The sequence below is a fragment of the Ammonifex thiophilus genome, from assembly GCF_003368535.1.
Taxonomy (GTDB): domain Bacteria; phylum Bacillota; class Desulfotomaculia; order Desulfotomaculales; family Ammonificaceae; genus Ammonifex; species Ammonifex thiophilus.
Genome location: NZ_QSLN01000010.1, coordinates 39,437 through 52,108, shown reverse-complemented (window position 1 = coordinate 52,108; position 12,672 = coordinate 39,437). Strand labels below are relative to the sequence as shown.

Genomic DNA, 12,672 nt, shown 5'->3' with positions numbered 1-12,672 from the left:
GGGAAAGGAAGAACCGGTACGAAACCGGCGGTGTAGCCTTGAAGGCGGAAAGGTTTTGCTTCGGCCTTAGGGGGTAGGGGTTTATGAGATTGGATTGGTTGGTGGCCTGGCTGGTTTTACTTCCCATAGTTGCGGGGCTTCTTTCCCTCTCCGTTTACCGCTCCACGCTGCGAAAGGCTCTGGTATTAGGCACGGCGGCGATTTTGGCTTTTATGGCGGTACTCCTGGCAGCGGTAACCCTGGGGAAAGGAAGCCCACAAGGACTGGATACCGCACCCTGGCTTTCGACCCTGATTAACTGGTTGGATTTCGCCCTAGTAGCCTATTTCCTTTACGTGGGCTTTCGCTGGCGCCATTATCTGGTGGCCGGTTTGGCCGCTTTGCAAGGGGTACTCCTTTCGCTCCTAGAATTCTGGCAGTTGCCTCACGGCCTCACGGTGCACCCAACCTTCCTCCTGGACCCGCTCGCTTCCATCATGGTCTTGGTTATCTCCGTGATCGGCTCGCTCATCTGCGTTTACGCCCTGGATTACATGCCTGAGCACGAAGCCCACCTTCACCTGGAGCGCACCCGGCAGCCACTTTTCTTCTGTTTCCTGGTAGGTTTCCTGGGCGTGATGAACGGCCTGGTCATGGCCAACAACCTCCTCTGGCTCTTCTTCTTCTGGGAAATGACCACCCTCTGCTGTTACGAGCTCATCCGGCATGACCGCACGGAGGAGGCGCAGGCTTCGGCGCTGCGGGCTTTGTGGATGAACCTCATCGGCGGCGTGGCCTGTGTGCTGGCCATGTTCCTGATCTACCGCACACTGGGAACCCTTTCCCTGGTCGCGGTGGTTCAAGAAGCCAGCCTGGGGGGAGCTTTGCTTTTGCCGCTGGCCTTCCTTTCCCTTACGGCCTTCACCAAAGCTGCCCAGGTGCCTTTCCAGAGCTGGCTCTTGGGCGCCATGGTGGCTCCCACTCCGGTTTCGGCTCTGCTTCACTCCAGCACCATGGTGAAGGCGGGCGTTTACCTGGTGCTGCGTCTGGCCCCCGCCCTTTTCGGTACCGTCCTTTCTTCCGCCCTGGCGGTGTTCGGCGCTTTTGTCTACCTGGCAGCTTCCCTTTTGGCCATAAGCCAGACGGTCTCCAAGCGGGTTCTGGCCCTTTCCACAGTGGCCAACCTGGGCCTCATCATCGCCTGCGCGGGGATTAACACCGACCTGGCTTTGGCCGCTGCCCTGGTCATCCTGATCTTCCATGCCCTTTCTAAAGGGCTACTCTTTATGACCGTGGGCATTTACGAGCAGCAACTGGGGTCGCGGGATATAGAGGTGATGGAGGGGCTCGTCAACCGTTCGCCGGTGGCCGCGGTGGTCGGCATCGTGGGCATGCTTTCCATGGCTTTCGTTCCCTTCGGCGCGGTGCTGGGGAAATGGGCCAGCCTGGAAGCGGCCGCTACCTCTACTTCCGCCTGGTTCCCGCTGGTGGCTGCCTTTATCGCCGTGGGCAGCGCGGCCAGCTTGGTCTTCTGGGTGAAGTGGCTGGGAAGGCTCTTGAGCACCGTGCCGCTGCGTGAGGAAGAGAAGCTGGAGAAGCGAAAGGGTGTCTACGCCTACGGCACCGTCTTGGGACTCACCGGGCTTCTGCTGGTGGCGAGTGTGCTGGTGGGCGGCTTAGTACGGGAACTGGTACTACCCGCTGTGACGGCCCTGGGCTACCAGCCGCAGGTTGCGGCCAACTGGAGCGGCTGGGGTAGTCCCTACGGCTTCTTCACCGTTTGGCCGGTCTTCCTGGTGGCAGGAGCGGCGCTTTTGCTACCCCTCTTGACCTTCCGGGCCCGGCGCGAGGACTACCGGCCGGTTTATCTCTGCGGGGAGAACCTGGCGGTAGAAGAAGCGGCTTTCCGGGGGATAGGAGACCAGCCCGTGCCCCTCGAGACGGGGGGGCTTTACCTCTCTGCCTCCTGGGGGGAGGCACGGCTCAACCCCTGGATCAACCTGCTGGGGCTCATGCTCTTGCTGGTGATCTTACTGGTGGCGGGGGTGGGAGCATGAACGGGACGAACGGGCTTTTGGTGCTGGCGGTGCTGATAGGGGTTCCTTTGCTGGGAGGGTTCTTGCGCGGTGTCGATCGTAAACTTACGGCTAGGTTGCAGGGGCGTATAGGCCCCCCCATCTGGCAGCCCTTCTACGACTTCCTCAAGCTCATGGGGAAAAAGACTCTGATTTCTTCCCGGGCCACTTTGGCCTGGGCCTGCGGCTATCTGGCCCTTACGCTGCTGGCCACCGTCCTCTTCTTTCTGGGGCAGGACCTCCTGGCAGTGGTGCTCATCCTGGGTTTCGGCGGCGCCTGTCTGGCGCTGGGGGCCTACTCTGTCCGCTCCCCCTACGCCCACTTGGGTGCCAACCGGGAACTCTTGCAGATGTTCGCCTACGAGCCGGTGCTCCTGCTCACCGCGGTGGCCATTTTCTTGAAAACCGGCTCTTTCCAGGTGGCCAGCGTCTTCCGGCAGGAAGGGGCGCTCATCCATTCTCTCTGGCCCACCTTCTTGGCCGTTCTGGCGGCTTTAACCATAAAAATGCGCAAGTCGCCCTTCGACATCGCGGCGTCGGAGCATGCCCACCAGGAGCTGGTGCGAGGGGTCTACACGGAGTATTCCGGAAAATCGCTGGCCCTGATCGAGCTGGCTCACTGGTACGAGCTGGTGCTTTTGCTGGGGCTGGTCTTCCTCTTCTGGGCCCGTCCCTGGTGGGCAGGGCTTTTACTGGCGGTGTTCTCCTTCTTCCTGGAGATACTGATCGACAATATCTTGGCCCGGCTGCGCTGGCGGACTATGCTTTACTTCACCTGGGTTGAGGGGATGGGGCTGGCCCTGGCCAACATTGTCTACCTCAACCTGATCCGGGGCCTGCTTTAGGGTTTAAGGGGGAGTTGACTATGGGGCTCTTGACCAAGGCGCGGGTGAAGTCTCCTTGGCTTTTGCACTTCTGCAGCAGCAGCTGCAACGGCTGTGATATAGAGATACTGGCCTGCCTCACTCCTTACTACGACGTGGAGCGCTTCGGTATTCTGCACATGGGGAATCCCAAACACGCCGACATCCTGCTGGTGACCGGCCCGGCTAACCGCCGCAACTACAAAGTACTGCAGAATCTTTACGCCCAGATGCCCGATCCCAAGGTGGTGGTGGCGGTGGGCACCTGCGCCTGCACCGGCGGCGTCTTCCACAACTGTTATAACATCATGGGGGGAATAGACAAGGTAATCCCGGTAGATGTCTATGTGCCGGGGTGTGCCGCCCGGCCGGAGGCCATCATCGACGGTGTGGTCTTGGCGCTCAAGAAGTTGCGGGGTGAGCTAGAAGAATGAGAGTCATAAAGGATTACCAGATCAGCAAGGAGCAACTTCTTCTTGAGGTGGAGCGGCTGGTGAAAGAGGGGGCCAGGCTGGGCACCGCCATCTGCATCGATGAGGGGGAGGAGTTCGAGGTCATTTACAACTTCCAGAAAGGCCTGGATTCGGTTAACCTGCGGCTGCGGGTGAAAAAGGAAGAAGAGGTGCCCAGCATTTCTTCTATACTGCTGGGAGCGGTGCTGGCGGAGAACGAGATGCGGGAGATGACCGGCCTTAAAGTAACCGGCATGGTGCTCGACTTCGGGGAGCGCATGCTGCTGGCCGACGAGAGCCCGCGGTTTCCCCTGCTCCGGGTGGCCCGGCAACGCGAGGTGATTAAGTGATGGCCAGGGTAACTTTTCCCTTTGGACCTCAGCACCCGGTGCTTCCCGAACCGGTGCAGCTGATCCTTACCTGCGAGGACGAAAAGGTGGTGGAGGTAAAGCCGCGCATCGGCTACATGCACCGGGGCATAGAGAAGGGGTGCGAGCTCAACCCTTACAAGCACAACGTTTTCTTATGCGAGCGCATTTGCGGCATTTGCAGCTTCATCCACGCGGAAGCTTACTGCGAGGTAATAGAGAAGGCCATGGGGATAGAGGTTCCTCCCCGGGCCCGGTACCTGCGGGTTTTCTGGGCCGAGCTTTCCCGCATGCACAGCCATCTTTTGTGGCTGGGGCTTTTTGCCGACGGCTTTGGTCTAGAGAGCCTCTTCATGCAGTGCTGGCGGGCGCGGGAGCTGGTGCTGGACGTGTCGGAGCTCACCTCTGGGCACCGCATAATCCAGTCCACCTGCGTGGTGGGAGGGGTGCGGAAGGACCTCGATGCGGAGCAGATCCGCACCGTGCGCAAGATGTTGAAGCAGTTCAAGGAACTTTACACCCCCATTTTCCAGGTGTTCCAGCATGACCGTACTATCAAAAGCCGCACTTGGGGTAAGGGCATTCTGCCCAAAGACGTGGCCTGGCAGTTGGGGGCGGTGGGCCCCACCATCAGGGGAAGCGGGTGGGCTTTTGATGCCCGCATGGACGGCTACGCCGCCTACGGGGAACTAGGCTTTGAGCCGGTGGTGGAAGAGGGCTGCGACTCTTACGCCCGGATGATGGTGCGGGCCCGGGAGGTGTGGCAGTCCTGGGAGCTTATTAACCTGGTGCTCGACCGGCTGCCGGCAGGGGAAATTAACGTGCCCGTAGAAGATAATCCCAAGGGAGAAGCGATACACCGGGCAGAGCAACCGCGCGGGGAAGTAATTTACTACTGCCGGGGGGACGGCTCGCCCAACCTCAAGAGACTCAAAGTGCGCACGCCTTCCTTCGCCAATCTGCCCACGTTGCTCGTGATGTTGCCGGGATGCGAGTTGGCAGATGTACCCGTGATCACCCTTTCCATTGACCCGTGCATCGCTTGTACGGAAAGGTAATGGGGGTGATGTTTTATGGGGATGCTGGGGGTTGTCCTGCGGAATCTGTTTACCGGTCCGGTCACGCGGCGTTACCCTTCTGAAAGGCGGGAGTATTTCGACGGATCGCGAGGGAGGCTTGTTTTTCATCCGGAGTACTGCGAGTTCTGCGGGGAGTGCGAGAGGGCCTGTCCTACCGGGGCTATAGAGCTCGACACGGCCTGGGATACGCGACGGCAAGATTACTCGATCGTTTGGCTGCGCCGCTATAACCCCTTTAAATGTATCTTCTGCGGTAACTGCGTGGAGGCTTGCCCTTACGGGGCGATAGAACTAGCGGAGGAGCCGGCGGTGCCCAGATACCGCAAGGAGATAAGTGTGGACGAGATACCCAACTGGCAGTGGACCGAGTGGGTTGCTTCTTAGGATACGAGAAAAAGGGGCGCTGTTTCTCGGAGGAAGCAGTGCCCTTTGTTTTAGTTTGGAAGGAGGTTTAGGGTTTGGCGGAAGAAAGAAAAAGAAGGGTCTATCCTTTCGCCGCGCTGGTGGGCCAGGAGGAGATGAAGCTGGCCCTCATCCTCAACGCCATCAACCCCAAACTCGGGGGCGTGCTCATAAGAGGCGAGAAAGGGACGGCCAAGTCCACAGCCGTGCGGGGACTGGCGGCCCTTCTGCCGGAGCTCAAGGTGGTGGCTGACTGCCCCTTCGGTTGCGATCCGGACGACGTGACCACTATGTGCCAGAGCTGCCGGGAGAGACACCAGCGGGGGGAGGAGTTGCCGGTGGCCACTCGGCGCATGCGGGTGGTGGACCTTCCGGTTTCGGCCACCGAGGACCGGGTAGTGGGTACGCTCGACCTGGAGCACGCCATCAAGAAGGGGGAGAAGCGCTTCGAGCCCGGCGTTCTGGCCGAGGCCAACCGGGGGATACTCTACGTGGATGAGGTGAACCTCCTGGACGACCACGTGGTGGACGTCCTGCTGGATGCAGCCGCCATGGGGGTCAACACGGTGGAGCGGGAAGGGGTCTCTTTCTCCCACCCGGCCAATTTCATCCTGGTGGGTACTATGAATCCAGAAGAAGGGGAGTTGAGACCCCAGCTGCTGGACCGCTTCGGCCTTTGCGTAAACGTGGTGGGGGTTAGGGACCCGGCGGCGCGGGTGGAGATAGTGAAGCGCCGGGCCGCCTTTGAAGAAGATCCCGAGGGGTTCTGTAGGCAGTGGGAGCCGGCGCAGGAGGAGATCCGCCGGCGCATCCTGGCGGCGCGGGAGATCCTGCCCGCGGTTAAGATAAGCGACGAGATGCTCCTGCGCATCGCCACCCTGGCGGTGGAGATGGGGGTAGACGGGCACCGGGCCGACATCGTGCTCATGAAGGCGGCCAAAACCCACGCGGCCTATGAAGGGCGCACCGAGGTGAGGGAGGAGGACATCCTGGCCACGGCGCCCCTGGTCTTCCGGCACCGTCTGCGGCGCCGCCCCTTCGAGGAGGTGGAGGAGGCCGACAGGCTGGCGGTAGCCCTGCGCCGGGCCTGGAGTTAGAAAAATGATCCGGGTAGAGAACCTGGTGAAAGTCTTCGGCCGTATCCGGGCGGTGGACGGCCTTTCCTTCCAGGTAAAAGAGGGGGAAATCTTTGGGCTTTTGGGGCCCAACGGGGCGGGCAAGACCACTACCATCCGGATTCTCACCATGCTCACCCGACCCACGGCGGGGGAGGTGTACATCGCCGGGCACCGCCTCAGCACCGAAGCAGAGCAGGTGAAGAGGATAATCGGTGTGGTGCCCCAGCACATCAACCTCGATCAGGAGCTCACCGTTTGGGAGAACCTGGAACTGCACGGGCGGCTGCACCGCATTCCCCGGGAGGAGAGACGGCGGCGCATGGAGGAGCTTCTGGAGTTCATCGGGCTTTCCGACCGGCGCCACGATCTCACTCCCCAGCTTTCCGGCGGGATGAAGCGCCGGCTTATGATTGCTCGGGCACTCATGCATCATCCCCGGGTTCTTTTCTTAGACGAGCCCACCGTGGGCCTGGATCCCCAGACGCGCCGCAAGATCTGGGAGCTCATCCGGCAGCTCAACCACCAGGGGGTGACCATCCTTCTCACCACCCACTACATCGAGGAAGCGGAACTGCTCTGCCACCGGGTGGGAATAGTGGACCATGGCCGTCTCATTGCCTTGGGCACACCGGGCGAGCTCAAGGCGCGCCTGGGCAAGGCGGTGGTAGAGAGCTTTTACAACGGGGTGGTGGACTACCACTTCTTCGGCAGCCGGGAGGAGGCGGTAAACTTTGCCGCTCACCTGCCGGGCACGGTGCTGATAAGAGAAGTCAACCTAGAGGACGTCTTCGTGGAGCTGACCGGACGTCGGGTGAGGGACTAAGGGGGAGAGCGATGGATTTTTATGCCGTCTTGTGGCGAGAACTGGTGGTGCTCAAGCGGGGGTTCTGGAAGTTCTTTGCCTCGCGCCTGGTGAACCCCCTCCTTTATCTCATCGCCTTCGGCTGGGGGATAGGCCGGAGCGTGCAGATGCCCCAGGGAAGCTATCTGGAGTTCGTGATTCCCGGGATCGTGGCTTTAAGCGCCATGACTACCAGTTTCGGCGCTGCGGGTACTCCGCTTAACATGGCCCGCCTTTACCACAAAACCCTGGAAGAGTACCTGATCGCACCGGTGAGCACCTTTTCCTTCGTGCTGGGACGGGTGCTAGCAGCCACCCTGCGGGGCCTGATTGCTGCCCTCATCATCCTGGGCTTAGCCCTTCTCTTCAAGACCAAGCTGGCGGTGGGCGGGGCTTTTCTCCTGGTTCTCTTCCTCACCTGCTTTCTCTTCAGTGCCCTGGGGGTAGTGGCTGCCATGACCATCAACTCCCACGAAGATATGGCCAACTTCACCACTTTTATCATCATGCCCATGTCTTTCCTCTGCGGTACTTTCTTCAGCACCGCCAAGCTCCCCCCAGGAGTGCGGCAGCTGATCGAGATCCTTCCCCTCACCCATACCAACCTGGCCCTGCGGGAACTCGGCGCTCACGGTTCCTTTCCCTGGTTGTCGCTGGGGGTGCTCATCTTTTACTCTGTCTTGTTCTTCTTTCTGGCCTGCTACACGGTCAGGCACTGCCGGGATTAAACCTGCCGGCTGAAGAACCAGGAACCCATTCCTCCCAAGACCAGCACCATACCGGTCAGCACCAAAAGGTCGGTGATGAAGGGGAAATGCACCAGAAAGGCCAGGACCTGAGGGTGGGCGTCGGCGAAGATCAGGTGGCGTAGGGCGTCCACCCCGTAGGTGAGCGGGTCAAAGTGCATTAAGGCGGACATCCAGGCGGGCACGTTGGCCAGGGGGAACATGGCGCCGCTTAGGAAGTAAAGGGGCATGACTAAAAAGTTCATGATCATCTGGAAGCCCTCCATGGTTTCCATACGGCTGGCTATGGCCACGCCCATAAAGGTTATAGCCAAAGAGATAAGGAAGAGCACCGCCAAAAGCTTCCCTACAAGCGGCAGGGTCAAGTGAACCTGGGCCAGAGGGGCCAGCGCCAGGAGGATGGTCGCCTGGCAGAGGGCCACGGTGCTTGCTCCTAAAGCCTTGCCCAGGGCTATGGCCCAGCGGGGTACGGGCGCCACCAGCACCTCCTTGAGGAAGCCGAACTCCCTATCCCATATTATAGAAATCCCGGAGAAGATAGAGGTGAAGAGCACCGACATGGCTAGGATTCCCGGGTACATGAACTGCAGGTAGCTCAAGTTTACCCCCGGAGGAGCGGCCCGGAAGGCCATGGCCGCCGAAATGCCCTGCCCCACGATGAGGAAGTAGAGCAGGGGCTGGCCGATCATGCCTATTATGCGGCTCCTTTCCCGCAGGAAGCGCAACCACTCCCTAAGCCAGATGGTGTATACCGTCCGTATCGCCGTTCCCATAGAAAACACCTCTTGTAAAAAGCCTCTTAGTGGCGGTGCCGGTGGGGACTGTAGCGCAGGCGCTCGGCGGCGGAGGCCTTCTCTTCCCTTATGGCCCGGCCGGTAAGACTTAAGAAAACGTCGTCCAAGGTGGGGCGGCGCAGGTGGATGCTCTTTATCCGCTCGCCCAGCTCGGCGGCCAGCCGGGGAATGAAGCTGGCCCCGTCCTTTACCCGAAAGCACAGCCCCTCACCGGTCGGCTTCACCTCTAGCCCGTAAAGCTCGGTGAGTACGGGCCCCAGGTCTGCCCCGTCGGCAGGAACTAAAGTAATCACGTCCCCTCCCAGCTGCTGTTTTAGCCTTTCCGGGGTGTCCAAGGCTTTTATGCGGCCGAAGTCGATGATGGCTATGCGGTCGCAGTTTTCCGCCTCCTCCATGTAGTGAGTGGTCATGAAGACAGTGATTTTCTCTTCCCGGCGCAGCCGGTGGATATAGTCCCAGATGGCAGCGCGGGTCTGAGGGTCGAGTCCCACCGTGGGCTCGTCCAAGAAAAGAACTTGCGGGGAATGCATGAGCCCGCGGGCTATCTCCAGGCGGCGGCGCATGCCGCCGGAGAAGTTCCGCACCACTTCTTTCTTCCAGGCGGCCAGATCGACCATCTCCAGCATCTCCTCGATCCGCCGGTTTATCACTTTCCGGGGAAGGCCGTAGAGCAGGCCGTGCAGGTAGAGGTTTTCGGCTGCCGTCAGGCGGTCGTCGAGAGAATTGTCCTGAAAGACTATTCCTATCTGCCTCCTCACCCGGTCGGGCTCTTTTTCCACATCGTGGCCGGCTATGCGGGCCTTGCCCCCGGTAGGCTTTAAAAGAGTGCAGAGTATCTTTATGGTGGTGGACTTGCCCGCTCCGTTGGGGCCCAGGAAGCCGAAAATCTCTCCCTCTTCCACCTGGAAAGAAACCCCGTCCACCGCCCGCACCTTGCCGTAGTCTTTCACCAGGTTCTCTACTTCAATGACCGAAGCCATCACTTTCGCCTCTCTGCCGAGATTCTTAAATTAGTTAAGTATTTTGGACCTGGTCTTGATTATAAAAAGCTTGCTTCTTCCCGTCAAGGTGGCTTATAATGAAGATGTGCAAGGCGGCATAGCCAAGTGGTAAGGCAACGGCCTGCAAAGCCGTGACTCCCCGGTTCGAATCCGGGTGCCGCCTCCAGGGGAAAAAGTAAAGGCCACCAGTTGCTGGTGGCTTTTTTATTTGCTGAAGCCGCAGGCGCGGGCCAGGAGCTCCACCGTATGCCACACTTTCTGCGGCATCCTTTCCTGGCTTAGCCCGTCCAGCAGCTGCATGCGGCAGGCGGGGCAGCCAGTAAGAACCACCTCGGCTCCGGTGGCCGCTATGTCCTTTAACTTATGGGTGAGGATGCTGTAGGAGAGGGGATAGTGGGTAAGGGAAAAGGAGCCGGCGTTGCCGCAGCAGCGGGCCGGGTTCTGCAAAGGCACATAGCGAACCCCGGGGACGCTCTTTATGAGTTCTATCGGCTCCTGCACCACCCCTAAGCCCCTCCCCAGGTGGCAGGGCTGGTGGTAGGTTGCGGTAAGCTCAAGGGGTTTTAGCAGGTTTCTGTCTAGAGGCAGCTGGTAGAGAAAGCGGGCTATGTCCATCGTCTTTTGAGCTAACTCTTCCGCCTTTTCCCCATAGCCGGGCGCATCCTGCAAGAGTCGGGGGTAAAAGTGATGGAAGGCCTCTCCACAGGTGCCGCAGAGGGTTAAAATGGCGTCCACCTTAAAGCCGGAGAAGAGGGCTACGTGGGACCGGGCCATTTCTTTGACCACGTCGGCAGCTCCGCCGTAGATCAGGGGAGAGCCGCAGCAATGCTGGCTTCGGGGAACGACCACCTCGACGCGGTGCTGCCGGAGGAGGTAGAGGGTGGCCAGGCCCACACCGGGAAAAACGTAATTGGTAAGGCAGCCGGCGAAGAGGGCCACCCGAGCCAGAGGCTTGGGCACAGAATATTTTTCCTCCACCTGCTCGAGGAGGCTTTGAGGGGCTAAAGCCGGGAATATGCGGCGTCTTTCCAGCCCCAGGGGAAAACGGGGCTGCATCTTGTCCGAATCCAGGCGCCTGAAGACCAAGTCTTGTAAGCGGGCGGCGATTTTGGCACCCCGGCGCAAGATCCTAGGGTGCTGTAAAGTGGAGAAGAGTGCTCGTTTGATCCACGGCAAGCCTTTTCTGCGGGCAAGCTCCCTTCGGGTAGCCAAAATGATGTCGCTTACCTTCACCCCGCTGGGGCATATAGACTCGCAGGCCAGACAGGTGAGGCAAAGGTCGAAGCGTTCGCTCAAAGCCGGAGTGGCAAGGATTTCCCCCTTGAACAGGGCTTCGGCCAAACGGATCTTCCCTCGCGCCACGGAGGACTCCAGCTTGAGCTCCTGGTAGATGGGGCATACCGCCTGGCAGTTGCCGCACTTCATGCACCTAATAATTTCTTCCTCGACGGCTCCTAAGCCGTTTAGCGGGTTCATCTTTTAGCTCCTTTCCTCTTGGGCAAGGTCGACGATCTTTCCTGGGTTGAGGAGGTTGTCCGGGTCCAGAGCTTTCTTTATCTGCTTCAGCACCCACACTCCCGTCTCTCCCATCTCCCAGGGCAAGAACCTCTTTTTGGCCACTCCGATGCCGTGCTCGCCGGTCAGCGTGCCGCCTAGGGAAATGGCTACCCGGAAGATTTCCTCAACCGCGGCCCTTACCCGCTTCATCTCCTCTTCGTCGCGAGCGTCGGCCAAGATGGTAGGGTGCAGGTTACCGTCTCCCGCGTGCCCAAAGGTGCCGATCAGCAGGTTATATTTCTTGGCTATTTCCTCCAGGGCCAGAAGCATGTCCGTTACCTTGCTTCTGGGTACGGTGGCGTCTTCCAGAATGGTGGTGGGCTTGACCCGGGCTAGGGCGGGCAGGGCCGCTCTTCTGGCGGTTAACAGGTTTTCTCTCTGGATTTCGTCTTCGGCCGTCTTTATCCAGCCGTTATTCTGCGCAACGATTCTCTTTACGGTGTTGGCTTCGGCTTTGACCACTTCCGGGAGTCCATCTACTTCGATGAGCAAAAGGGCTGCGACATCGGTAGGAAGCCCTATGCGGGCGTAGCTTTCCACCACCTCAACCGTTACCCGATCCATTATCTCCAAGGTGGCGGGGATCACTTTGTGCTCGATTATCTGAGTCACCGCGTTTCCGGCATCGGCCAAACGAGAAAACCCGGCCAGCATGGTTTCCCGCGCCGGGGGAGCCGGTATGAGCCGCACAATGATCTCGGTGATAATCCCCAGCGTTCCTTCAGAACCGGTGAAGAGGCGCACCAGATCATACCCAGTCACATTTTTAACGGTCTTCCCCCCGCAGCGCAGCACTTCTCCGTTGGCCAGCACCACTTCCAGCCCCATGACATAGTTCCTGGTCACCCCGTACTTTAAGCCACGCAGGCCGCCCGAACATTCAGCCACGCTTCCCCCCATGGTGGCGGTAGCTACCGTTCCTGGATCGGGAGGATAAATAAGGCCGTAAGGGGCCACCGCGTTATTCAGTTCCTGAATGATCACCCCTGGCTGCACGGTGGCTGTTAGGTTGGTGGGATCTATTTCTAGAATGCGGTTCATCTTTACCGTGGCCAGCACGATGCCGCCTTTCAGGGGTACAGTTCCTCCGCTCAAGTTGGTGCCCGCGCCGCGCGGGTAGATGGGCAAACGGAACTGGCGGGCAATCTTCACCACCTTTACTACCTGCTCGGTGTTCTCCGGCGTAACCACTACATCCGGGCGTCCTTCCGGCAGGTCGGCGGTGGCGTCGTACGAGTAACAGATTAGCTCCTCAGGGGCGGTGATCACGTTCTGAGGTCCTAGTTCTCGGCGCAATGCTTCGATGGCTTTCTCCAGCGTCATAGGAATCCCCCTTCGAGTATTGGTTAAGTAATCTGGTGGTATGACCACTCTTTAAGCAATTCTCTTTCTTCCCT

Annotated in this window: 13 protein-coding genes and 1 tRNA gene; 10 read left to right on the top strand and 4 right to left on the bottom strand. The window is 59.7% G+C overall.

The genetic code is table 11. The features are described from left to right. Window positions 1-83: 83 nt before the first annotated feature. The 9 genes from DXX99_RS07605 (at window position 84) to DXX99_RS07565 (ending at window position 7,905) form a co-directional block, all read left to right on the top strand. Window positions 84-2,036: an NADH-quinone oxidoreductase subunit 5 family protein gene (locus DXX99_RS07605; protein WP_115792902.1), complete on the top strand. Its 1,953-nt coding sequence runs from the start codon at window positions 84-86 to the stop codon at window positions 2,034-2,036. Beyond that, window positions 2,033-2,899 (top strand): respiratory chain complex I subunit 1 family protein, encoded by an 867-nt coding sequence (locus tag DXX99_RS07600; RefSeq protein WP_115792901.1) that lies wholly within the window; start codon window positions 2,033-2,035, stop codon window positions 2,897-2,899. Before DXX99_RS07605 ends, DXX99_RS07600 begins: the two co-directional genes overlap by 4 nt. 20 nt (window positions 2,900-2,919) lie before the next feature. Next, the gene (locus tag DXX99_RS07595; protein ID WP_115792900.1) at window positions 2,920-3,351 is read left to right on the top strand and encodes an NADH-quinone oxidoreductase subunit B family protein; all 432 of its coding nucleotides are present in this window, start codon (window positions 2,920-2,922) and stop codon (window positions 3,349-3,351) included. After that, window positions 3,348-3,719 carry an NADH-quinone oxidoreductase subunit C gene (locus DXX99_RS07590; protein ID WP_115792899.1) on the top strand — a complete coding sequence of 124 codons (372 nt, stop codon included), beginning with the start codon at window positions 3,348-3,350 and terminating at the stop codon, window positions 3,717-3,719. Before DXX99_RS07595 ends, DXX99_RS07590 begins: the two co-directional genes overlap by 4 nt. Further along, complete coding sequence (locus DXX99_RS07585; protein ID WP_115792898.1) at window positions 3,719-4,795, top strand: hydrogenase large subunit; 1,077 nt, start codon at window positions 3,719-3,721, stop codon at window positions 4,793-4,795. Before DXX99_RS07590 ends, DXX99_RS07585 begins: the two co-directional genes overlap by 1 nt. A gap of 15 nt (window positions 4,796-4,810) precedes the next feature. Continuing rightward, entirely contained in the window at window positions 4,811-5,200 is a 390-nt protein-coding gene (locus DXX99_RS07580; RefSeq protein WP_115792897.1) for a 4Fe-4S dicluster domain-containing protein, read from the top strand. A 74-nt stretch (window positions 5,201-5,274) separates the two neighbouring features. Next, on the top strand, window positions 5,275-6,315 hold the full coding sequence (locus tag DXX99_RS07575; RefSeq protein ID WP_115792896.1) for a magnesium chelatase ATPase subunit I: 1,041 nt from the start codon (window positions 5,275-5,277) through the stop codon (window positions 6,313-6,315). Window positions 6,316-6,319: 4 nt separating this feature from the next. Continuing rightward, window positions 6,320-7,159 (top strand): ABC transporter ATP-binding protein, encoded by an 840-nt coding sequence (locus DXX99_RS07570; protein ID WP_115792895.1) that lies wholly within the window; start codon window positions 6,320-6,322, stop codon window positions 7,157-7,159. Between the two features lie 11 nt (window positions 7,160-7,170). Next, entirely contained in the window at window positions 7,171-7,905 is a 735-nt protein-coding gene (locus DXX99_RS07565; protein WP_115792894.1) for an ABC transporter permease, read from the top strand. Here the strand turns inward: DXX99_RS07565 and DXX99_RS07560 are convergent. Then, entirely contained in the window at window positions 7,902-8,696 is a 795-nt protein-coding gene (locus DXX99_RS07560; protein ID WP_115792893.1) for an ABC transporter permease, read from the bottom strand. The two genes, DXX99_RS07565 and DXX99_RS07560, sit on opposite strands and share 4 nt — an antisense overlap. A gap of 26 nt (window positions 8,697-8,722) precedes the next feature. Beyond that, window positions 8,723-9,697, bottom strand: coding sequence for an ATP-binding cassette domain-containing protein (locus DXX99_RS07555; protein ID WP_115792892.1), 975 nt, complete (start codon window positions 9,695-9,697; stop codon window positions 8,723-8,725). A gap of 112 nt (window positions 9,698-9,809) precedes the next feature. Between DXX99_RS07555 and DXX99_RS07550 the strand changes: the two genes are divergently transcribed. After that, window positions 9,810-9,884: transfer RNA gene (locus DXX99_RS07550), tRNA-Cys, on the top strand. A gap of 38 nt (window positions 9,885-9,922) precedes the next feature. On the opposite strand, the gene DXX99_RS07545 is transcribed toward DXX99_RS07550, so the two are convergent. Then, on the bottom strand, window positions 9,923-11,194 hold the full coding sequence (locus DXX99_RS07545; RefSeq protein ID WP_115792891.1) for a (Fe-S)-binding protein: 1,272 nt from the start codon (window positions 11,192-11,194) through the stop codon (window positions 9,923-9,925). A gap of 3 nt (window positions 11,195-11,197) precedes the next feature. Further along, window positions 11,198-12,598 (bottom strand): FAD-binding oxidoreductase, encoded by a 1,401-nt coding sequence (locus DXX99_RS07540; RefSeq protein WP_115792890.1) that lies wholly within the window; start codon window positions 12,596-12,598, stop codon window positions 11,198-11,200. Between the last annotated feature and the right edge of the window lie 74 nt (window positions 12,599-12,672).

Coding starts and splice junctions, on each gene's coding strand:
- DXX99_RS07540 (WP_115792890.1), bottom strand. CDS start 12,598: ATGACGCTGGAGAAAGCCATCGAAGCATTGCGCCGAGAACTAGGACCT.
- DXX99_RS07545 (WP_115792891.1), bottom strand. CDS start 11,194: ATGAACCCGCTAAACGGCTTAGGAGCCGTCGAGGAAGAAATTATTAGG.
- DXX99_RS07600 (WP_115792901.1), top strand. CDS start 2,033: ATGAACGGGACGAACGGGCTTTTGGTGCTGGCGGTGCTGATAGGGGTT.
- DXX99_RS07605 (WP_115792902.1), top strand. CDS start 84: ATGAGATTGGATTGGTTGGTGGCCTGGCTGGTTTTACTTCCCATAGTT.
- DXX99_RS07555 (WP_115792892.1), bottom strand. CDS start 9,697: ATGGCTTCGGTCATTGAAGTAGAGAACCTGGTGAAAGACTACGGCAAG.
- DXX99_RS07595 (WP_115792900.1), top strand. CDS start 2,920: ATGGGGCTCTTGACCAAGGCGCGGGTGAAGTCTCCTTGGCTTTTGCAC.
- DXX99_RS07570 (WP_115792895.1), top strand. CDS start 6,320: ATGATCCGGGTAGAGAACCTGGTGAAAGTCTTCGGCCGTATCCGGGCG.
- DXX99_RS07565 (WP_115792894.1), top strand. CDS start 7,171: ATGGATTTTTATGCCGTCTTGTGGCGAGAACTGGTGGTGCTCAAGCGG.
- DXX99_RS07560 (WP_115792893.1), bottom strand. CDS start 8,696: ATGGGAACGGCGATACGGACGGTATACACCATCTGGCTTAGGGAGTGG.
- DXX99_RS07590 (WP_115792899.1), top strand. CDS start 3,348: ATGAGAGTCATAAAGGATTACCAGATCAGCAAGGAGCAACTTCTTCTT.
- DXX99_RS07580 (WP_115792897.1), top strand. CDS start 4,811: ATGGGGATGCTGGGGGTTGTCCTGCGGAATCTGTTTACCGGTCCGGTC.
- DXX99_RS07585 (WP_115792898.1), top strand. CDS start 3,719: ATGGCCAGGGTAACTTTTCCCTTTGGACCTCAGCACCCGGTGCTTCCC.